The following is a 21,629-nucleotide window of genomic DNA, read 5'->3' as shown; positions in this document are numbered from 1 at the left end:
TGTAACAAGGAGTGCGTCATGCAAAATATTCTTTTTATCGTCAACGATTCCCCATATAGCGGAGAAAAAACATTCAATGCTGTTCGTTTCGCCATCAATATGAAAGAAGAGCATAGCAAGGATGTGAATATTAAATTATTCTGCTTTTCTGATGCGATTTTATGCGGTATTGCTGGGCAAAACCCAAATGAAGGTTTCAATATCCAACAACTTATCGATATTTTAGCGTCACAAGGCGCTGAAATTAAATTATGCACCAGCTGTGTAAAAGCACGTGGTTTATTAGATGCTAAATTAATTGACGGTGTGACCCTTGGTACCTTAGATGATGTATCCGAGTGGACATTATGGGCGGATAAAGTTTTAACGTTCTAATTTCTGATAAAACTGACAAAATAAAAAGGTGTAATCAATAGATTACACCTTTTTAATTCTATATAGTTGATTTAAGTTTTTAAACCTCGCCACCAATCCCAACAAATTTCTCAACAAAGGCAACAATCTTTTGGAAAATGCTTTGTTTTTTCGTGAGATATTGCGGATTAAGCGGACTCATTTTCGGTAGGGCATCATTTAAATCCGTACCTTGTTCACTAGCATATCCGCGTTTTAAAGAGACATTAATATAACGCTTCGCAGCATCAATATTCAGCTCTTCACTGCTAATTAATTCGTCAGCTTCTTTCTGTTGCTCTTTTTGGGCAAATTGGAAGAAGGATTCAATAATACCGGCTTTATCGACTATGCTATCTAAGTCAGTTTGATTGATAAAATCTACAATTAAACTTTCTTTGGCGCGATTACCTAGGCTCGCTCGGATTGTGGTTCGAATTTCATCAATCAGCTCAGCTTTATTTTTCATTTTTTTGTTGTGTTCAAAAATCAATTCTAAGATGTAATCTAGATTGATTTCTTGAGATTTTAATAAATCTACTTCAAACACCACATCGTCCCAATCAATGGTCGATTTTGCTTTTTCTTCGCCATCTTTTTGACGACGGAGCCAATCCCGAATATCATTGTAAGTTGAACGGTAATTCTGAATGCTACGTTCACTTGGCATATCAATAGGTTGCATTTCAGTAAAAGCTTCATCCGTTAAATAATATTTTTCTTTAAAGGCTTCAACGGCTTTTGCATCGCTGGTATCGAGCGATTGAAATGCTTGTAAAGCAGCGAACTCATCATAGTTTTGCAGAATGTTTTCAACCCGCAAATATTCACCAAATAATTTTACAAAGTCTTTCTTGTCTTTTTCCGTTTGAATTTCATCAGGATCAGGGAAGTGTTCTTGCAATTCAGCAATAACCTCTAAATACCCACGACGGGCAACACCCGCATCGGTAAAGCCTTCCATATATTCTTGGTAACTTTTTTCTAATACGATATTGCGCGTATTAGATTTACCGAAAAGGGTAATCGCATCAATGGTATCTTGTTCCAAATCGCGGAAAGTGACGATATTGCCAAAACTTTTGGTGCTGTTGTAAATGCGGTTTGTACGAGAATAAGCTTGAATCAAACCATGGTAACGCAAGTTTTTATCCACAAATAACGTGTTTAAGGTTGGCGCATCAAAACCGGTTAAAAACATTCCAACGACAATCAGTAAATCCACTTCTTTGTTTTTGACGCGTTTGGCGAGATCACGATAGTAGTTTTGGAACGATTTCGCATCCACATCATAATTGGTGGCAAAATAGCCGTTGTAATCATCAATGGCAGATTTTAAAAATTCCTTAGCCGAGGAGTTCATCGCTTCCACTTCAAAACTTTCATCAACAATATCGCCAATCGCATCTTGCTCTTCATTCGCGGCAAACGAAAAGATTGTTGCAATTTTAAGTGGATTTTTGACCGCACTTTGTAACTGTTTAAACGTTTGATAATAAGCTTTGGCCGCATCCACGCTACTTACCGCAAACATCGCATTAAAGCCATTGTTACCCGCATTAAAGCGATGGGTTTTTTTACTTGAAATTATCTAGAACATATTGGGCAATTTGCTCAATACGTTTAGGTTGTAAAAAGGCTTGTTTTTTCTCGAGTTTTGTTAGCTCTTCAAGATTCTTTTCAGTTTCAATGCTCTTGAATTGTGGCCGTACATCATTGTAATCCACTTTAAATTTCAACACTTTTTCATCACGAATCGCATCGGTGATAATGTAAGAGTGGAGTTCAATGCCAAAAACACTCGCTGTAGTTTCAGCACCTAATGCGTTAGTTGGGAAAATAGGCGTGCCGGTAAAACCAAATTGATAGTATTTTTTAAATTTTCTTGTTAGATTTTTTTGCGCTTCACCAAATTGAGAACGATGACATTCATCAAAGATAAAAACGACCTGTTTATCGTAAATCGGTAATTTATCTTCCGATTTCATCAGGTTGTTGAGTTTTTGAATGGTGGTAACGATGATCTTATTATCGTCTTTTTCGATATTGCGTTTTAGCCCAGCCGTACTTTCCGAACCATTCACGCTATCCGGTGAAAAACGTTGGTATTCTTTCATAGTTTGATAGTCCAAATCTTTTCTATCTACTACGAAGAATACTTTTTCAATAAAGTCTAATTCCGTTGCAAGGCGTGCGGCTTTAAAGCTGGAGAGCGTTTTGCCTGAGCCTGTAGTGTGCCAAATGTAGCCACCACTTTCTTTATTGCTCCAATTTTTCGCCTGATATGAACTTTTAATTTTCCATAAAATACGCTCGGTGGCGGCTATTTGATAGGGGCGCATAATTAATAGGGTGTCAGAAACATCAAACACGCAGTAATTTACCAACACATTAAGCAGGGTATGTTTTTGTAGGAATGTCGCCGTAAAATCCTTTAAATCTTTAATTAGAGTATTTTTTGCCGTTGCCCAATTCATTGTGAAGTCATAGCTGTTCTTATCACGCTTGGTGGTATTGGCAAAGTAGCGGGTATCTGTGCCATTAGAAATGACAAAAATTTGAATATATTTAAAGAGCGAATTTTCTTTATTGAAACTTTCTTTGCTGTAGCGATGAATTTGATTAAAGGCTTCACGAATAGCCACACCGCGTTTTTTTAGTTCGATATGCACAAGCGGTAAGCCATTGACCAAAATCGTCACATCATAACGATTGTCATAGTTACCGGTTTGTTCAAATTGATTGATAACTTGCAGGGTGTTATTAGCAAGATTTTTCTTATCTAGCAGATAAATATTCTGAATGCGTCCATTATCAAACACAAAATCATAAATATAGTCATCATGAACTTTGCGGGTTTTCTCAATCAGACTATCACTGGGTTTATCCAAATATTCCTCTAAAAAACGTCGCCATTCCGCATCAGAGAAAACCACATTATTCAAGTGCTGTAATTGCACCCGTAAGTTTTTAATCAACGCATCATGACCATTGATATCTTGCAAATACTCATAGCCTTGCGCCCGTAAATCACGAATAAACTCACGCTCAAGGCTCCCTTCCGTTTGGTAACCCACGTTAGGTTCTTCCACAAATTTATTATATTGATCTAAAACGATAAAATTATTGGATTCAGCGATGGTTTTGTATTGGGTCATGAATTTTCCTTAATTATTGATTTTTTTTTCAGATCTTTTTGCCAATTTTCTAAAATGTCTAAATCTTCATTATCAGCCTGTATGCGTTTTTGCTGTTTTCTGACCTGATCAAATAAGGCATATTGTTCTTTAGTAAAGGTTTCCATTTGTTTTACGGTTCGGGTTCCATTACCGATAAGCAGCGGAAAACCGTTAAATTCAATTAAATTATCGACATTATTACGCCAGAAATTTAATGTCAGATCTTGACGGTTTTTAACGCGTAATTCGGCACTTTCTAAAAAGATCATCACTAGACGATTCAAGGAATCTAATTCATCACGGGTTAAATAGTTTTTAGCGGTAATAATATCCCCTTTACGTACAACAGCACCTTTCCAAGAGGTGAGGCCCATATTAGGCAATTCAGCATTTGCACGAGTACAAATGAGTTCTGCAGCGGTTTGTTGTGTAATGGCATAGATCAACTTATTTTGTGTTTCTGCAAAAAACATTTGAGTGACTTTATCTGTTTTATCGTAGTCACTAGATAATTTAAATAACTCTCGTACTTTTTGATAAAATCGCAATTCACTGGCTCGAATTTCACGAATTTGTTCCAGTAATTCATCAAAATGATCAAATCGACCTTGCGGATTTTTCAACCGCTCTTTATCTAATAGAAAACCTTTATCTAAATAGGTACGTAATTGCGTATTCGCCCAACGACGAAACTGTACACCACGAGGGCTACGCACACGAAAGCCGATGGCGAGAGTCATATCAAGGGAATAATGTTTTACTTGATATTGCTTGCCATCTTGGGCAGTTATCAAGTAATCCTTGATAACTGAATTTTCGTCTAATTCATTGTCTTTTAATATATTTTTTATATGTAAGGCGATATTTTGTACAGAGGTGTCAAAAAGTTCCGCAAGCTGATTTTGGGTTAGCCAAGCCTCATTTTCAACAACTAACAAAGCAACGTGAGATTTACCGTCATCGGTGTTGTAGATGATTAAGTTGTTCATTATTTCTTCTCAAATTTGTAGAGTGAGCTTTAACCCACCGTTTGTTGTGATTAATTGGTGGGCTGAAGCCCACCCTACGGGTTATGAAAATTTAATAACAATTCTCTATAATATTCATACCGCTTTTGGCTTTGTTCAATCGCTAAAGGTAAGCCTTCGGTAATGGAATTGGTTAAGGTTTCAAATTTATCGAGGATTGAAACGATACGCTGTTGTTGTTCGAGTGGAGGAATTGGTATTACAACATCAAGTATTTGATCCTTTCTTAAATTTGTCTGATCTGTACCATTATCATATTTTGTCAATTGTTTATTTCTATTTAAAAAATGATTAACAAAACTAGGGAGTAATTCCCCTCCTTCTTTTACTGTAATTCTTCCTATACGTTGATTAAGAGTATATTTGTTGTCTTCTGTTACAAAGAATGTTTTTGCAAGAGCCTTTCCGTTTGGCAAATCACTCATCACAATCAAAATATCCTCTTTAAATAAAGGAACAAGCTGGTCATTACAATATTTTTTTACAGTTCCATTTGTTGAAATAAATTTTGAATTTATAACAATAAATGAACCGTTTTCATCAATATTTTTTTCATGCCCTTTTCCATTTTGGAAATAAGCCACATCAATAAGTTTCTTCTTCCCTCCCCCCCGAATTTAATTGTTCTAAACTATCAAAAGATAGTAATTTTTCCCGATAGTATTCATATTGTTTCTGGCGTAGTATAAGCTCGCTGGTAAGCGCTGTCAATGCGTCCAAAATTCGCACGATTTCGGTTTGGACGGAGAGTGGGGGGATGGGAATAAGTAAATTTGCTAAATCTGATTTAGCTAAAGCAGGAATTCCAGCTCCATATTGATTTTGCATAAATTTAACTTGATTCATTTTAAGAAAATGATACGCATAACGTTTTTGAACTAATGTTTCATTAGTTTTTACTACATAAGCATGCGCACCAGCAAAAAATGGTGTTGTCATCCAATTGACATAACCTGCACTCGCACCACCTTGACTAATTACAATTGTATTCGCCTCATTATTATATTCGTGCCAATAACCTGAAGGATTGATTCCTCCATTTATTACGGGGTATTCTCCCGTTTCAGTTAAAAGTGCTTTATTAAGCTGTTTTCCTTTTTCTATTTCTGAAACTTTACAAAGTTTCTTCCACTCAACCTCAGCCCCATCCAATAATTTTTCTAAAAAAGTGCGGTTGTTTTTCATGGTGTTTTTATCCCTCAATCTCCGCCACAATCTTGTCAATTTCCGCACGCAAGCGGTCGATATTAGCAACAGTTTGTTTAATTTCAGCGTTGAGTTTATCGATATCGATCACTTCTCGGGTGTCTTTTTGTTCCACATAAGAACTCACCGCAAGGTTGTAGTCATTTTTAACGATGTCTTCAAAGGACACGGATGTAGCCAAATGCGGCACATCTTCTTTATCGGCAAACAATTTGAGAATTTGCTCAATATGTTCCTCTTCTAAAATATTGTTATTGGTGGCAGATTTAAATAAACCGCTGGCATCGATAAATTGGGTTTGGGTATCGGGTTTATGTTTGGAAAGTACCAAAATATTCACCGCAATACTGGTGCCGAAAAAGAGATTTGGCGCAAGCGCAATCACCGTTTCTATATAGTTATTATCGACCAAATATTGACGAATTTTTTGCTCCGCACCGCCACGATAAAAAATACCAGGGAAGGAGACAATTGCCGCTCGGCCTTTTGCTGAAAGATAACTTAACGCATGCAAAATAAAGGCAAAGTCCGCTTTGGATTTTGGCGCAAGCACGCCAGCAGGGGCAAAGCGTTCATCGTTAATTAACGTCGGATCGTCTGAGCCAATCCATTTCACTGAGTAAGGCGGGTTAGAGACAATAGCATCGAAAGGTTTATCATCGCCAAATTGCGGATTCATTAAGGTGTTGCCAAGGGCGATATCAAACTTGTCGTAGTTGATGTTATGCAAAAACATATTCATACGAGCAAGGTTGTAAGTGGTGTGATTAATTTCCTGCCCGAAGAATCCTTCTTCGATGATATGTTCATCAAATGGTTTTTTCGCCTGCAATAACAAAGAACCCGAACCGGCAGCAGGGTCGTAAATTTTATTGACCTTGTCTTGTCCATATAAAGCCAGTCGAGCAATCAGCTTGGAAACGCATTGTGGTGTAAAGAACTCGCCACCTGATTTACCGGCATTAGCAGCATAGTTGGAAATTAAAAATTCGTAAGCATCACCGAATAAATCGATATGATTATCTTCAAAGTCACCAAAATCTAACTCAGCAACGCCTTTTAATACGGCTGCTAGGCGGCTGTTTTTATCGGCAACGGTATTACCTAGGCGGTTGCTGGTGGTATCAAAATCAGCAAATAAGCCTTTGATATCCTGTTCGGAAGGGTAGCCAGTAGCGGAGTTTTCGATAGCTGTAAAAATACTTTTTAGGTCTGTATTTAAATTCGGATTAGTGTTGGCTGTTGCGACGACATTTTTAAATAATTGGCTAGGGTAAATAAAATAGCCTTTTGCTTTGATGGTGTCTTCTTTAATTGCCGCAATAATAGGGTCGTTATCATTAAAAGCAGAATAATCAACGCTATCATCTCCACCTTCAATGTAGTTGGCAAAGTTTTCGCTGATAAAACGATAGAAAAGTGTACCTAAAACATATTGTTTAAAATCCCAACCATCGACGGAACCGCGTACATCATTAGCGATTTGCCAAATACGGCGTTGAAGTTCGGCACGTTGTTGAATTGCTGCTGCCATAAAATCCTCAGAATATTTTGTGTCATTATTAAGATATAAATGCTCCAAATTATACAAGAAATAAATAATAACTAAATGAATTTCTATGGAAATTCCTCTACAATAAGAACACGCTAATGTTTCCAAAAAATAAAAAAAATGAGCCAAAAATCAACCGCACTTAATGCCATTTCGTTACCCTTAAATCAAGTCAATTTAATTGAAGCCTCTGCAGGTACAGGGAAAACCTATACCATTGGTTCTATCTATCTTCGTTTACTTTTACAGGCTGGTGAGAATTGTTTTTCTCGTCCGTTGAATGTGGAAGAGATTTTGGTCGTAACCTTTACTGAAATGGCGACGGAAGATTTAAAACGCAAAATTCGGGAACGTTTAACGGCGGCAATTTCGGTTTTTTCTGAATATTATGAAAAGCAAAATAAGGCGATTTTTACTGGGGAACATCAATTTTTAGCGGAATTGTTGCCTTATTTAGAAGATATTTCGACCGCACTTCGCCGCTTAAAGTTGGCCGAGCAAAATTTAGATTTAGCCTCCATTTATACCATTCACGGTTTTTGTCGCCGAATGCTGATGCAACATGCTTTCAATTCAGGCGTGCATTTCAATTTAAAACTTCTCAAAGATCAGTCTGATTTACTCAAACAATTTGCAAATGAATTTTGGCGGGAGCATTTTTATTCCCAACCTTTCGAGATTGCTAATTTTATCTCGAAAGAGTTAGGTTCGCCTGATGATGTGCTAAGTATTTTAGAATCGGATTTAAACAAAGATGTATCGGTAGCGACGGACAACCAACAAAGCTTGTCGTTGTCAATTGATGAATTTTTACAGAAAAATGTGGGAGAGCGATTAAAAGCTGTTGAAGCTCTAAAAGTTTTTTGGTTAAAAAATGTAGATGAAATTTCCTCCATTATCATGGAGGAAATAACAAAAGATTATCCAAAAGATCAGCTCAAATCTCTCAGTCGTAGTAGCTACCAAAAAGAACGTCTCAAAACGTGGATTGAACAGATTAATGAATGGGCAAATAACCCACTAGACTATGAAATTAATAAAACATTAAGGGATTATTTTTTACAATCTTCGATTGAGCAAAAATACGAAAAGCAGACAGAAAAAACGAAAAATAAAAAAGCAGCTATACCGTTTTATGCGTCAATTTTTGCAGAGCTTGAAGAATTGGTTGAAAAACATCAACCTAGTGATTTATTAAAAAAAATCATTCTCTATCACTATCGTCAAGGTATTCAAAAGAAACGCCTTGAATACAAAGCGAATCATCCTGAAAAATCTTTTGATGATTTATTACGCTTATTGAAAGAAGCACTATATGGTGAGGGCGGTGAACAGTTAGCGGAATTAATTCGTTTTCAATATCCTTTTGCCATGATTGACGAATTCCAAGATACGGATGCGTTACAGTATCAAATTTTCTCGAAAATTTATCACAATAAAACCGCGTCTGGTAATGTTGGCTTTATGATGATCGGGGACCCAAAACAGGCGATTTATCGTTTCCGTGGTGCCGATATTTTCACTTATTTAAAAGCAGCGGACGAAGCGAGCGAGCGTTTTAATTTAGGCATAAACTACCGTTCATCCCAAGCTTTAGTGGAAGGGGTAAATCGATTATTTGATTTTAAAAATGACCCCTTTATTTATAAAAATATTGAATTTTTAAACGTCGGCGCAGCCAAGAAAAATCTTGTTTTTCAGTTGAATAATCAACCTGAACCGGCCTTCCGTTTTTACATTAATGATAAAGACGAATCCACCCAGCAAGATTATGCGAAAGCTTGTGCGACATCGATTCAGCAATGGTTAAAAAGTGCGGCTGAAAATCCGGTTGTTTTTCCGAATGAAAGTAAAGCGGAAAATCAAACATTGCAAGCAGAAAATATTGCCGTTTTGGTGCGTGGTTATACCGAAGCAGATCTGGTGAAAAAAGAATTGCAAGCACTCGGTATTGCCTCGGTTTACCTTTCGGATAGGGGAAATGTATTTGAGAGTAATACAGCAAAAGAACTTGCCTTGATTTTGCAAGCTTGTTTGAGCGTGACGGAACGCCCAATTTTGAATGCCATTGCGACCGCACTTTTCGGCTTAAATGCAGCTGAAATTCACCAAATTCACCAGGATGAAATTCAGTGGCAACGTTGGGCTGAAAAATTTGCAGAGTATCAACAAATTTGGCAACGTCAAGGCGTCTTGCCGATGTTGCATCATTTACTTTTAGCTGAAAATATCACAGAAAAACTCTTATCTCGGCCTGATGGTGAGCGAAAACTGACGGATTTATTACATTTAGCTGAAATTTTACAGCAAGCTGCCGCATTAAATGAAAGTGAAGCAGCATTATTGCGCTGGTTTGAAAAGCAAATTCAAGATAATGGTCGTCAAGAAGCACAAATTCGTTTAGAAAGCGAACGTCAGTTAGTGAAGATTGTGACTATCCATAAATCCAAAGGGTTGGAATATGATTTGGTTTGGTTGCCATTTTTAGGAAATGCAGCAAAAGCCCCAACTAAAAAGAAACTATTTAATTTATATTACGATAAGAAACAAAACAAAACCTTGTGGGATATGCAAGATCAACACTTGGATGAATTAACCGAAGAAGTTTTTGCGGAAGAATTGCGTTTGCTTTATGTAGCATTGACTCGAGCAAAATACCAAATGGCCTTTGTGTTACCGAAAGCCTTTGATAAAAAATGGAATGCTTTATTGTATGTTTTAACGCAAGGTGAAATTGGTCGAAAACTCGATTTGCCAAATAATTGGGATACTCAACCGTTATTGGAAAAATTTAAGCAACTTTTACCCAATGATGTAGCGATTGAATTAACCGATATGTTACAAGCCAGTGAACCACTTACCTTAAATATTTCTCAAGAAAATTTAAGTGCAGAAATTTTCCAAGGTGAAATTGAACAAGATTGGCGAGTGACGAGCTTTAGTGGCATAGAACAAACTCATCAACGTAAAGCTTATTTGAATGAAAATGCGGTGAAAAAATCACTCATTTTTGATGATGCGAAAGATTATGATGCATCGATTTTAACAGAAAATATCACTGAAAATCTGACCGCACTTGCTCATGATAACGATGAAATGGTTTTAGATTTCCCACGTGGAACACAAATTGGTACGTTATTGCATCGTTATTTTGAAAAAGTGCCTTTTGCTCAACTGGCTGAGAAAGAAAACATTGAAAAATTATGTCAGGATTTGAATATTGCCGAAGAGCAATTTGCAGCAGTTCAACAGTGGTTTGCACAAATACTCAGCACGCCAATTTTGCCAAACGATGATTTTACTCTTGCTCAAATTAACGAAAAACAATGCTTAAAAGAGTTGGCGTTTTATCTCAATATCACAAGCCATTTTGATGTCGCAGGTTTTAATCGAGCGTTAGCAACCTTACATCATTTGCCATCAGAACCGTTACAGTTTGATGATATTCAAGGTATGGTGCGAGGCACAATGGACTTAGTTTTCAGTTATCAAGATAAATATTATTTGCTTGATTACAAATCGAATTTCTTGGGTGAGGCATTAAAGGATTACGATCAAGCTGCATTGAAAAAAGCCATGTTAGAGCATCACTATGATTGGCAATACTTGTTGTATGTGGTGGCATTACACCGTTATTTAAAAACACGTTTGCCTCACTATGATTACAACCGAGATTTTGGTGGTGTAGTCTATGCATTTTTACGAGGAATGAATGGTTCACCGCAATCGGGCATCTTTTTTGATAAACCAGATTGGCAATTAATCCAACAATTAGAGGAATTATTTTAATGTTAAGCCTATTAAAATCCTTGCAAGAACAAGGTGTGATTACTCAAGGCGATTATTATTTTGCTCAATTAATTGCTGATAAACAAAAAGATAAAGTCTATGCCGAACCCGTACAAAATTTAGCGATTTTATTAGCCGCACTTTGCAACTGGAGCTATACGCAAGGTAATACTTGTTGTGTGTTAGATCGTTTCTTAGAACGTAATTTATTCGGCTTGGCTTATCGTCATACTGAAACGGATTTTTTGTCGCTGATCAATGAAAAGATTGGTTCACTTCCTGTATCAAAATGGCAATCAGCCTTAGCGGGGCATATTGCTTTTACACAAGATCCTGAAAATCAGATTGCGCCTCTCGCATTTCAATTTGGGGCGATTTATTTCTACCGAGCTTGGCAAGATGAATTTCGTGTTGCGCAATATATTAAAAACGCACTGAAAAATGACCGCACTTTATCGGTAGAATCGCAACAAATTCGAACCTTATTAGATCGCTATTTTCCTCAACAACAAGCACAAGTTGATTGGCAAAAAGTAGCAGTCGCAACGGCAGTAAAAAGTCCATTTTCTGTGATTACAGGTGGCCCTGGAACAGGGAAAACCACGACAGTCACTCGCTTGTTATGTGTATTACAGGAATTATTTGGTGGCAAGCTTCACATTAAATTGGTTGCGCCAACAGGAAAAGCTGCGGCTCGTTTAACGGAATCTATCGAAAACGCTTTGGCACAAATGCCGATTTCAGATGAATTACGTGCATCCATTCCTAAAAGCGCAGAAACGTTGCATCGTTTGCTAGGTGTTCGACCTTTTACCGATAGCGTAAAATATCATGCACATAATCCACTGCAAATTGATGTATTAGTGGTGGATGAAACCTCGATGATTGATTTGCCTATGATGGCGAAACTTGTGCAAGCGTTGAAGCCTGAAACACGTTTGATTTTATTGGGAGACCAGGCTCAATTAGCTTCAGTAGAAGCTGGGGCGGTATTAGGCGAAATCGCACAATTTTTAACGCAAGATTATAGCCCTGCTCAAGCCGATTATATCCATGCAACAACAGGCTATACCGTTCCAACTTCAGATGAACATAGTCCGTTACGTGATGCCATTTGTCATTTAACCTTTAGTCGTCGTTTCCGAGATGACTCGGGCATTAAACAACTTGCTGAGCAAATTCAGCAAGGAAAAGGTGAGGGCAGTGTGGAGACTTTTGCGGAATATCCACAAGAGTTGCATTTCCATCATTTTGATGAAGAACAAGACGTTAAAGAATCTGTTCGCCAAGTGGTGAAAAGTGCGGTTGAAAATTACCGTGTTTATTTAACCCAACTTCAAACTTATTTTGCTCAGAAGAAAGATCTCAATGCAAAATTTATAGATGAAAAGGGCAACGAAAAAACTTATGCGGAAGCGATTTTAGATCGCTTTAATTCAGTGAGATTTTTGACCGCACTTCGAGCTTCGGCATTAGGTGTGGAAGAATTAAATCGTGAAATTGCTTTAGCATTACGAGCTGAGAAATTACTTTGGTTCCGTCAAGAATACGATTGGTATATTGGTAAGCCAATTATGATTACCGAAAACGATCATAATGTTAAACTGTATAACGGCGATATTGGCTTGTGTTTAGCTAAAGGCAAAGTGTGGTTCGGCAGTCGAGAAGTTTCTACCAGTCGTATTCCCGCTCATGAGCCTGCATTTATGATGACAATTCATAAATCCCAAGGTTCGGAGTTTGAACATACCGTCATGGTGTTACCAACAGAACCCAATCCAGTGCTTTCACGAGAGCTGGTATTTACTGGTGTTACCCGTGCGAAAAATCAACTTTCCGTATTTGCCAATGAAAAAATCTGGCAAAGTGCGGTCAGAAATACCGTAAAACGACAAAGTGGATTAGGAAAATTATTACAGGAAAAAGAGGAGTAAAAAATGAAATTATATGTTTACGATCATTGCCCGTTTTGTGTGCGAGCTCGCATGATTTTCGGTTTAAAAAATTTGCCGGTAGAACTTGTAGTGCTAGCGAATGATGATGAAACGACACCGATTGGTTTAGTGGGCAAAAAAGTAGTGCCAATTCTTGTCAAAGAGGATGGTGCAGCGATGCCAGAAAGTTTGGATATCGTGCATTATATCGATGAATATTTTGGTGAAAAAATCTTATCTGAACAAGTTCGTCCTGAAATTGAAGCATGGTCAAAAGAAGTCGGCAGTTATTATGGTCATCTTACGACTGCACGCTTCACGCAAATGAGCCTAGCAGAATTTGAAACCCAAAGTGCGGTCGATTATTTTACTAAAAAGAAAACGGAATTTATTGGGGATTTTGCTGAAAATATCGCAAAGACTGAGACCTATCTTACTCGCTTAAAAGGCGATTTAGAGAAATTAGCGGTATTAATTCAATCTGAAAAAGCCTTAAACGGCCAACTTTCTTTTGAAGATATTATCGTTTTCCCGGTATTACGAAATCTGACTTGTGTGAAAGGCATCGAATTCCCACCAGCAGTTTTAGCTTATATCACGAATATGGCTAAGTTAAGCAATGTGCCGCTATATTTTGATAAAGCTATTTAATCACTGCTGATTCATAGGCATTGGAAATACTGAAGTTTTGACTTGGATCATAGGTGCGGTCATTTTTTCAGTATTTTTTATTCATCGATCTATAATCTCTAAGGTTTACTTTATAAGAGCGTAGAGATATGAATCAGGAATACCAACGAGCGGTTACCCGTATTTGTGTGGAAACCGCTTTGTTATTGTTACAGCATGGTGCAGAAAGTGCTGTTGTCGTACAAATGGCACAGCGATTAGGTGTAGCTTTAGGCATTGAAAGCGTGGAGTGTGCTTTAACGGCAAATGCCGTCTTATTGACCACACTTTCTAAGCAACATTGTATTACTACCGTGCGGAAGAATGTCGATAAAGGCATTAATATGCAAATCGTTACGGATGTTCAGCACATTGTGGTTGCCGTAGAGCATCACTTGTATGATTTGTCTATGGCACAAAAGAAATTGGATAAGTTAAAACCACTAAAATATAACCGTTATTTGGTGGTGTTTATGATTGGTTTATCTTGTGCCTCTTTTGCTCACCTTTCTGGCGGAGATATGACAATTTGTGCGATCACCTTTATTGCCTCTGCCATTGCGATGTTTGTTCGACAAGAAATGTCTAAACGTCATTACAATCCACTCATCGTTTTTGCCATTACCGCTTTTGTCGCCTCACTGATTTCCGGTATGAGTTTGAAATATAGTTTAGGCAATGATCCTCATATCGCATTAGCTTCTAGCGTTTTATTACTCGTCCCAGGATTCCCATTGATTAATTCACTTGCGGATATTTTAAAAGGGTATGTCAATATGGGAATAGGACGATGGACCATCGCTACGGTTCTTACCTTTGGTGCTTGTTTAGGCATTGTCTTTGCATTAAATCTTTTACATATTGTTTCTTGGGTAGGGTAATAAGATGTTTTTACTGAATTTACTCGACGATATGCTTTTTGCTGCCATTCCTGCAGTAGGATTTGCTTTAGTATTTAATGTTCCGCCTAAAGCCTTAAAGTATTGTGCTATTTTAGGTGCACTCGGACATGTCACGAGAACCTTATTATTACACTTTGGTGTCCCTATTGTTTTTGCCACTTTTTTCGCCACTTGTGTAATTGGTTTTATTGGAGTGCATTTATCTCATCGTTATTTAGCTCATCCGAAAGTCTTTACCGTTGCGGCAATTATTCCAATGATTCCGGGTGTTCATGCGTATAAAGCCATGATTGCTATCGTACAAATTCATCATTATGGCTTTTCCGATAAATTATTTGAGCAAATGATCAGCTCTTTTATCAATACCAGCTTTATTTTGGGTGCGCTTGTTTTGGGTTTAGCTTTACCAGGGCTATTGTTCTATCGACAAAGGCCTGTCGTATAGGAAAATAAAAAAGCCGACATTAGTCGGCTTTCGCATTTAATCAATATTTAATTAAGCATGGCAAGTTTGGCAAGCGGCTTTGAACATCCAAACAAGTTTTTCTTGTTCTTTGATGTAGTCGCTCATTTGAGAAGCGGTACCTTCATCATCAGACTCACCCGCTAATTCAAGGATTTCACGTTGTTGTTCAAGTAATACTTTTAATCCTTCTAATGTGCCTCTTAAGCAAGATTGCGCATCACTTACCCCTAATTCTTCTTTAATACGTGAGTGTTGGAAGTATTGTGAATAACCGTTATGCGGTGTGTAACCTAAAGTTAAGATGCGTTCTGCCACTTCATCTACTTTTACTACTAAATCAGTGTAGATTTCTTCAAATTTTGCGTGTAATTCAAAGAAGTTTACCCCTTTAATGTTCCAGTGGTAACCGCGCACGTTGGTGTAGAATACTTGATAGGTTGCTAATAATTCATTTAATTTTACTGCTAATTTTTCAGATGCTTTTTTATCTAAACCGATTGATGTTTTTGACATAGTATTTTCCTCTTTATTGTTGATTAAAATATTGTTCCCTTGCTTGGGAATTGCGGTCATTATAAGCATCATTTTTTCTGATAGCTATTTCATATTATCTAGCGATTCAATAGTTAAAATCTATTTATAATAAATTATACATAGTTAAAAGCTTTTATTGTAAATTGCAAAAAAAACTCTGTGAAGTAGATCACACATTCAATATTTCCCCTTTGACAGAATGAAGCGAAGATGATTATGATTGATGCAAATCATTTTATTCTAAGATTTGATTGCTTTACTTCATTTTCGAATGAAATGTTTGGCTAGGTTTAAAAACCAAAAATATGATTTTATTACTCATCAGGAGTTTAGTATGACAAAGCATTTTTCCTTTGAAACTAATGAATCTCGTCGTCATTTTATGAAACTTATGGCTGGCGTGGGGGCAGGTCTTGCATTTAGTGGTACGTTAGGCACATTTGCACCAAAAGCCTTTGCTGCAGATATTAAAGGTAAAACTATTGAAGCGGGGATTGCTTATCCGCTTTCTACCGGTTTTGACCCAATGACATCAAGTGGTGCTTCACCTTATGCAGCAAACTTGCACATTTTTGAAGGTTTGGTGGATTTGCATCCTGCAACTCGTGAACCTTATCTTGCTTTAGCAGGAAAAGAGCCAGGACAAGTTGATGAAACAACATGGCGCATTACTTTACGTGAAGGCGCAACCTTCCATGATGGCGCACCAGTCACCACTGAAGACGTTGTGTATTCTTTCAATCGTATTATGGATCCAGCCAATAAATCTTTATTCGTGATGTTTATTGATTTCATTGAAAGTGTGAAAGCTGTGGATGATAAAGTGGTGGAATTTAAATTGAAATATCCATTTGCTTTATTTGCTAACCGCTTAACTTGCGTGAAAATTGTACCGAAACATGTAATCGACAAAGTCGGTCAATCTGCATTTGATGCACACCCAGTTGGTTCTGGTCCATTCAAATTTGTTTCAGCGGTGAAAGATGACAAAATCGTCTTTGAAGCTTATGAACCTTATAATGGTAAATATCCAGCGCAAGTTGAAAAAATGTCTTGGTTATTACTTTCTGATGCCGCAGCTCGTGTAACAGCACAAGAGTCTAAACGTACTCAAGCAATGGAAAGCGTGCCTTATTTAGACATTAGTCGCTTGAAAAACAAAAAACAACAAGTACAATCCGTTCAATCTTTCGGCTTGCTATTCTTAATGTTTAACTGTGAGAAAGCTCCGTTTAACAATCCAAAAGTACGTCAAGCGTTACACTATGGTTTAAACACTGACAAACTTGTTGATATTGTATTTGATGGTAATGCAGAAGCTGCAACATCATACTTACAAATGACTCACCCAGATTACATTAAGGCATCAACTCAATATCCTTATGATCCGGAAAAAGCAGCGGCATTATTAAAAGAAGCAGGTGTAACTGAGCTCAAATTTGAACTGCTCGCAACCGACCATGACTGGGTGAAAGAATCTGCACCATTAATTTTAGAATCTTGGAACAAGATTCCAGGTGTGAAAGTGACTTTACAACACTTACAATCAGGTGCGTTATACAGCAACAACGTGGATCCTGGTGTATATGAAGTGGCAATCGCTCCAGGTGACCCATCAGTGTTCGGTAATGACTTAGACTTGCTTTTAAGCTGGTGGTATCGTGGTGATGTATGGCCGAAACGTCGTTTCCGCTGGAGTAATACCCCTGAATTTGCGAAAGTGACTGAATTACTCAATGCAGCAGTGAGAGCAAAAGATCACGCTGAAGCGAAAAAATCATGGGAAGAAGCGATTAACATTATTGCGGCTGAAGTACCACTTTATCCGATTGTTCATCGTAAACTTCCTTCTGCATGGGATGATAGCAGCCTTGAAGGCTATCAACCATTGGCAACAACCGGTTTATCTTTCCTCGGTGTGGGCCGTAAATAAAAGCACTTTTTAATTTAATGTTTTGGCTGTTGAGAAATCAACAGCCTTTTTTCTTTCTTTTTAACACCAAAGTGCGGTCATTTTTCTCTCTATTTTTCAATCATTTTTTCTCTCAATTTCATTTCAAAAAAATCTTTGTGAAGCCGATCACAGATTTGAATTTTGCTCTATGTACTTGGATTGACAGGGCTTAGGCTGAACACTATGATTACTGCAATTCATTTTGTTTTTGAATTTGATTGTTTTGCTTCATTTTTGAAGCTAACGAATTTCTCAGGCTAGAATAGGAGAAGTCAGATGGAAATGATACTTCGGTTATTGTTACGCCGATTGATGGCTTTGCCAGTCATGATTCTAGGTGTAACCGCACTCGTTTTTGTGGTGCTTCAATTCACACCAGGTGATCCTGCTACGGTGGCATTGGGTGAAAGTGCGAGTGAAGCGGCAAAACAACTTTACCGCGAATCACATGGCTTAAATGATCCACTCTTTGTTCAATATTTTCGTTTCTTAGGTAATTTACTTGTATTGGATTTTGGTGTGACGATGCCACCAGAATTACCAATCAGTAGCATGTTAGCGAAATCTTTCCCAATCACGTTACAACTTACCTTAATTGGTGTGGTGTTTGCGGCAGTAGTCTCTTTCTCATTAGGTGTACTAGCCGCGCTTTATCGTGATAGCTGGGTAGATCAAGTGATTCGTTTAATCTCTGTTGCAGCGGTTGCGACACCATCATTCTGGTTAGGTATCTTACTTATTCAATGGTTCTCTTTGGAATTAGATTGGTTACCTTCAGGTGGTTTTGTGCCATTCAGCGAAAGCCCAATGGGGTATATCAATTCCATGATTTTACCATCTCTTGCGCTTGCCGTGCCGGTGTGTGCGTCATTAATTCGTGTGGTGCGTACAACCATGGTAGAAGAAATGGATAAAGATTATGTGAGAACCGCGATTGGTAACGGTGTGCCTTATGCTACCGTTATTCGTCACAACGTATTACGCAATGCCTTAATTACACCTGTGACTGTATTAGGATTACGTGTAGGTTACTTACTTGGTGGTGCGGTAGTTATCGAACAAATCTTTGACTTACCAGGCATGGGTAAATTGATTTTTAACGGCATCGTCAACCACGACTTACACTTAGTACAAGGAGTGGTTCTGACAATCGCTTTTACTTTCGTTTTAGTGAATATTATCGTTGATATTCTCTATGTGTTGATTAACCCTAAAATTCGGAGTCTATAATGTTTCGTCAAGGTTTAGCAGATCGATTAGCGGCAAGCGGTGCGAGATTCCGAGCACTTTCCACCGCATCAAAAATTTCATTATTATTCTTAGTTTTCGTTGCTTTAGTGGCGGTATTTGCCCCTTGGGTAGCAACACATGATCCATTAGAAGTGATCGCACGTATGCGTGCTCCAAGTGCGGAATATTGGTTTGGGACTGATCGACTTGGTCGTGATATTTTCTCTCGTATTGTTTATGGTGCCCAAACGTCCTTATTTATCGGTTTAGGTGCGGTAGCTTGCGCCATTATTTTCGGTAGTGTTTTAGGTGCAACTGCAGCCACATCCGAGAAATGGGGCAATGAAATTATCATGCGCTTAATGGATATTTTAATGGCCTTCCCAGGTATCGCATTAGCGGCAGTGTTATTAGCAACCTTTGGTAACTCAGTGCCGGTCATTATCATCACCATTGCTGTGGTTTATACACCGCAACTTGCACGTGTGGTTCGTGCTAACGTGGTATCACAATGGGATGAAGACTATGTGCGTGCTGAACGCGTTATTGGTGGTAGCCGTACTTATATTCTTCTCAAACACGTTGTACGCAATACCGCGGCACCGGTTTTAGTCTTCGCGACCGTAATGGTGGCAGATGCCATTGTATTCGAAGCCTCACTTTCTTTCTTAGGCGCAGGTGTACAACCCCCACATCCTTCATGGGGTAACATTCTTTCTGAAGGTCGTAACATCGTGTTAAACGGTGCATGGTGGGCGACAACCTTTGCGGGTGTGATGATTCTTTTAACCGTATTAGCCTTAAATATCTTAGCGGAAGGTCTTACTGATGCCTTGGTTAACCCGCGCTTAAAAGGTGGTAAAAAACCAGAAGGCAAATCAGATGAACGTCTTTCTACTGACGTACAAGAAGCACTTGCTGAAGGTCTTGCATTAAAACGTTACTTACTCAAATTACATGAAAAAGAAATCACCCGTACGAATCGTATGCAATTAAATCCAAATGCAAAACCGATTTTACAAGTGAAAAACTTATCTATTCGTTTCCCTAATCGTTATGGTGAAATTCCACTGGTAGATAACATCAGCTTCACCGTAAATGAAGGGGAAACCATGGGGTTAGTCGGTGAGTCTGGTTGTGGTAAATCTATTACAGCATTCTCTATCATGGGCTTGTTACCAAAAACAGCTAAAATTACTGGGGAAGTGCTTTTCACAGACCGTAGCGGAAAACAACACAGTTTACTTAACGCTAACAATCTAAGTGAATTGCGTGGTTCTGAAATTGCGATGATTTACCAAGACTCTTTAAGTGCATTAAACCCATCAATGCGTATCAAAGATCAAATGGCACAGCTCATTAAACGTGGCAGCCACCATACTGCAGAAAAACTGTTGGAATGGGTACACCTTGATCCAGAAAAAGTGTTGAACCGTTATCCGCATGAACTTTCTGGTGGTCAACGTCAACGTGTGGTGATTGCAATGGCATTAACTCGTGAGCCGAAATTATTAATCGCCGATGAACCAACAACCGCATTAGACGTAACCGTTCAAGCTGAAGTGGTGAAATTATTGAATGAATTACGTGAAAAACTTGGTTTTGCTATGGTGTTTGTCAGCCACGATTTAGCATTGGTTGCACAGTTAGCTCACCACATTACCGTAATGTATGCAGGTCAAGTAGTTGAAATGGCACCAACATCCTTATTGCTTGCTAATCCAACTCATGAATATACACGTGGCTTATTGGGCTCTGTACTTTCAACTGAAGTCCGTGCGAAACGTTTATATCAAATTCCGGGCAGCGTACCGTCACCTTACGACTTTGCGGTGGGTGACCGTTTTGCAAGTCGTTCATTACGACCAGATGCAAATCCGGAACAAAAATTGGTATTAACCGCCGTGGAAGGCGAGCCGTCTCACTTGTGGGCTTCTCATCTAGCTAAGCCTGTAACGGAAGCGAAAGGAGCATAATATGAGCAGTAGTATTAAAGTCATTAAAGAACAAAACATCATCGATTTAGAAAATATCGTGGTGCAATTTCCTTCTCGCGACGGTTCATTGTTTGGACGTAAAAAATTCACTGCGGTGAACAATGTGAGTCTTGGTATTAAAGCGGGGGAAACCATTGGTTTAGTTGGGGAGTCTGGCTGCGGGAAATCTACCTTAGCCAATGTGATTATTGGCCTTCTTAAACCAACATCAGGTTTAGTGAAATTCAACGGTTTACAAATGCAATATGGCAGCTCAGAAGCGAGAAAACAATTTGGTCGCCAAGTATCGGTCATTTTCCAAGACCCAGCAACAGCATTGAATCCTCGTATGAAAGTGTTGGATATTTTGCGTGATCCAATGGATATTCACAATGTGTTACAACCTCATGAACGGGAAAAACGTGTGTATGACTTGCTTTCTCGCGTCGGTTTACCACGTTCTGCAGCACTAGTTGAGCCAACTCGTTTATCTGGTGGGCAAAAACAACGTGTGGCGATTGCACGTGCTTTAGCGCTGAACCCAAAACTGATTGTTGCGGATGAGCCAACTTCTGCATTAGACGTATCCGTTCGCGCTCAGGTGTTAAACTTATTGGCGGACTTGAAAAAAGAACTCAATCTTGCCATGGTGTTTATCTCTCACGATATCCAAACCGTACGTCAAGTATCTGATCGCATTGTCGTAATGTACGGCGGTCAAATTTTGGAAACGGGTAGCACTGAAGATATTTTCAATAACCCAACAGTGGACTACACAAGAAAATTACTCGGTGTTGCGCCATCGTTGTTATAAAAC

15 protein-coding genes and 1 pseudogene are annotated in these 21,629 nt (G+C 38.4%); 10 read left to right on the top strand and 6 right to left on the bottom strand.

Annotated features, from left to right (window positions below; all coding sequences use genetic code 11):
- Positions 1 to 18: 18 nt before the first annotated feature.
- On the top strand, positions 19 to 375 hold the full coding sequence (locus tag EL215_RS08370) for a DsrE/DsrF/TusD sulfur relay family protein (RefSeq protein WP_126471467.1): 357 nt from the start codon (positions 19 to 21) through the stop codon (positions 373 to 375).
- A 79-nt stretch (positions 376 to 454) separates the two neighbouring features.
- Here EL215_RS08370 and EL215_RS08365 read toward each other — a convergent pair.
- From EL215_RS08365 to EL215_RS08350, 5 genes and pseudogenes are all read right to left on the bottom strand, one after another.
- Positions 455 to 3,551: pseudogene (locus EL215_RS08365) on the bottom strand (type I restriction endonuclease subunit R).
- On the bottom strand, positions 3,548 to 4,561 hold the full coding sequence (locus EL215_RS08360) for a virulence RhuM family protein (RefSeq protein ID WP_126471465.1): 1,014 nt from the start codon (positions 4,559 to 4,561) through the stop codon (positions 3,548 to 3,550). Before EL215_RS08360 ends, EL215_RS08365 begins: the two are co-directional and overlap by 4 nt.
- Before the next feature lie 74 nt (positions 4,562 to 4,635).
- Positions 4,636 to 5,184 carry a restriction endonuclease subunit S gene (locus EL215_RS10330; RefSeq protein ID WP_197721743.1) on the bottom strand — a complete coding sequence of 183 codons (549 nt, stop codon included), beginning with the start codon at positions 5,182 to 5,184 and terminating at the stop codon, positions 4,636 to 4,638.
- Between the two features lies 1 nt (position 5,185).
- Positions 5,186 to 5,785, bottom strand: a complete 600-nt coding sequence (locus EL215_RS10325; protein WP_197721742.1) for a restriction endonuclease subunit S — start codon at positions 5,783 to 5,785, stop codon at positions 5,186 to 5,188.
- 7 nt (positions 5,786 to 5,792) lie between these two features.
- Entirely contained in the window at positions 5,793 to 7,340 is a 1,548-nt protein-coding gene (locus tag EL215_RS08350; protein ID WP_126471463.1) for a type I restriction-modification system subunit M, read from the bottom strand.
- Positions 7,341 to 7,478: 138 nt separating this feature from the next.
- Between EL215_RS08350 and recB the strand changes: the two genes are divergently transcribed.
- The 5 genes from recB to EL215_RS08325 all read left to right on the top strand — a co-directional run bounded on the left by recB (position 7,479) and on the right by EL215_RS08325 (position 15,097).
- Positions 7,479 to 11,147, top strand: coding sequence for an exodeoxyribonuclease V subunit beta (gene recB / locus EL215_RS08345; RefSeq protein WP_126471461.1), 3,669 nt, complete (start codon positions 7,479 to 7,481; stop codon positions 11,145 to 11,147).
- Positions 11,147 to 13,081, top strand: a complete 1,935-nt coding sequence (gene recD / locus EL215_RS08340) for an exodeoxyribonuclease V subunit alpha (RefSeq protein ID WP_126471460.1) — start codon at positions 11,147 to 11,149, stop codon at positions 13,079 to 13,081. Before recB ends, recD begins: the two co-directional genes overlap by 1 nt.
- 3 nt (positions 13,082 to 13,084) lie before the next feature.
- A complete protein-coding gene (gene grxB, locus EL215_RS08335; RefSeq protein ID WP_126471458.1) occupies positions 13,085 to 13,732 on the top strand; it encodes a glutaredoxin 2 in 648 nt (215 codons plus the stop codon).
- 128 nt (positions 13,733 to 13,860) lie between these two features.
- Positions 13,861 to 14,631: a threonine/serine exporter family protein gene (locus EL215_RS08330; protein WP_126471456.1), complete on the top strand. Its 771-nt coding sequence runs from the start codon at positions 13,861 to 13,863 to the stop codon at positions 14,629 to 14,631.
- Between the two features lie 4 nt (positions 14,632 to 14,635).
- Positions 14,636 to 15,097 carry a threonine/serine exporter family protein gene (locus EL215_RS08325; protein WP_014065358.1) on the top strand — a complete coding sequence of 154 codons (462 nt, stop codon included), beginning with the start codon at positions 14,636 to 14,638 and terminating at the stop codon, positions 15,095 to 15,097.
- Between the two features lie 51 nt (positions 15,098 to 15,148).
- Here EL215_RS08325 and EL215_RS08320 read toward each other — a convergent pair whose 3' ends face one another.
- The gene (locus tag EL215_RS08320; protein WP_126471454.1) at positions 15,149 to 15,631 is read right to left on the bottom strand and encodes a Dps family protein; all 483 of its coding nucleotides are present in this window, start codon (positions 15,629 to 15,631) and stop codon (positions 15,149 to 15,151) included.
- A gap of 355 nt (positions 15,632 to 15,986) precedes the next feature.
- On the opposite strand from EL215_RS08320, the gene EL215_RS08315 reads away from it, so the two are divergent.
- The 4 genes from EL215_RS08315 (at position 15,987) to EL215_RS08300 (ending at position 21,626) form a co-directional block, all read left to right on the top strand.
- Positions 15,987 to 17,585 (top strand): ABC transporter substrate-binding protein, encoded by a 1,599-nt coding sequence (locus EL215_RS08315; protein WP_126471452.1) that lies wholly within the window; start codon positions 15,987 to 15,989, stop codon positions 17,583 to 17,585.
- A gap of 297 nt (positions 17,586 to 17,882) precedes the next feature.
- Complete coding sequence (locus tag EL215_RS08310) at positions 17,883 to 18,836, top strand: ABC transporter permease (RefSeq protein WP_014065363.1); 954 nt, start codon at positions 17,883 to 17,885, stop codon at positions 18,834 to 18,836.
- Positions 18,836 to 20,812, top strand: coding sequence for a dipeptide/oligopeptide/nickel ABC transporter permease/ATP-binding protein (locus EL215_RS08305; protein WP_126471450.1), 1,977 nt, complete (start codon positions 18,836 to 18,838; stop codon positions 20,810 to 20,812). Before EL215_RS08310 ends, EL215_RS08305 begins: the two co-directional genes overlap by 1 nt.
- A gap of 1 nt (position 20,813) precedes the next feature.
- Positions 20,814 to 21,626, top strand: coding sequence for an ABC transporter ATP-binding protein (locus EL215_RS08300; RefSeq protein WP_126471448.1), 813 nt, complete (start codon positions 20,814 to 20,816; stop codon positions 21,624 to 21,626).
- Positions 21,627 to 21,629: the final 3 nt, after the last annotated feature.

The sequence above is a fragment of the Haemophilus parainfluenzae genome (genome assembly GCF_900638025.1).
GTDB classification, from domain to species: Bacteria; Pseudomonadota; Gammaproteobacteria; order Enterobacterales; family Pasteurellaceae; genus Haemophilus_D; species Haemophilus_D parainfluenzae_J.
Note: the sequence above shows the minus strand (reverse complement) of the source record. Positions and strands in the feature narration are given on the sequence as shown.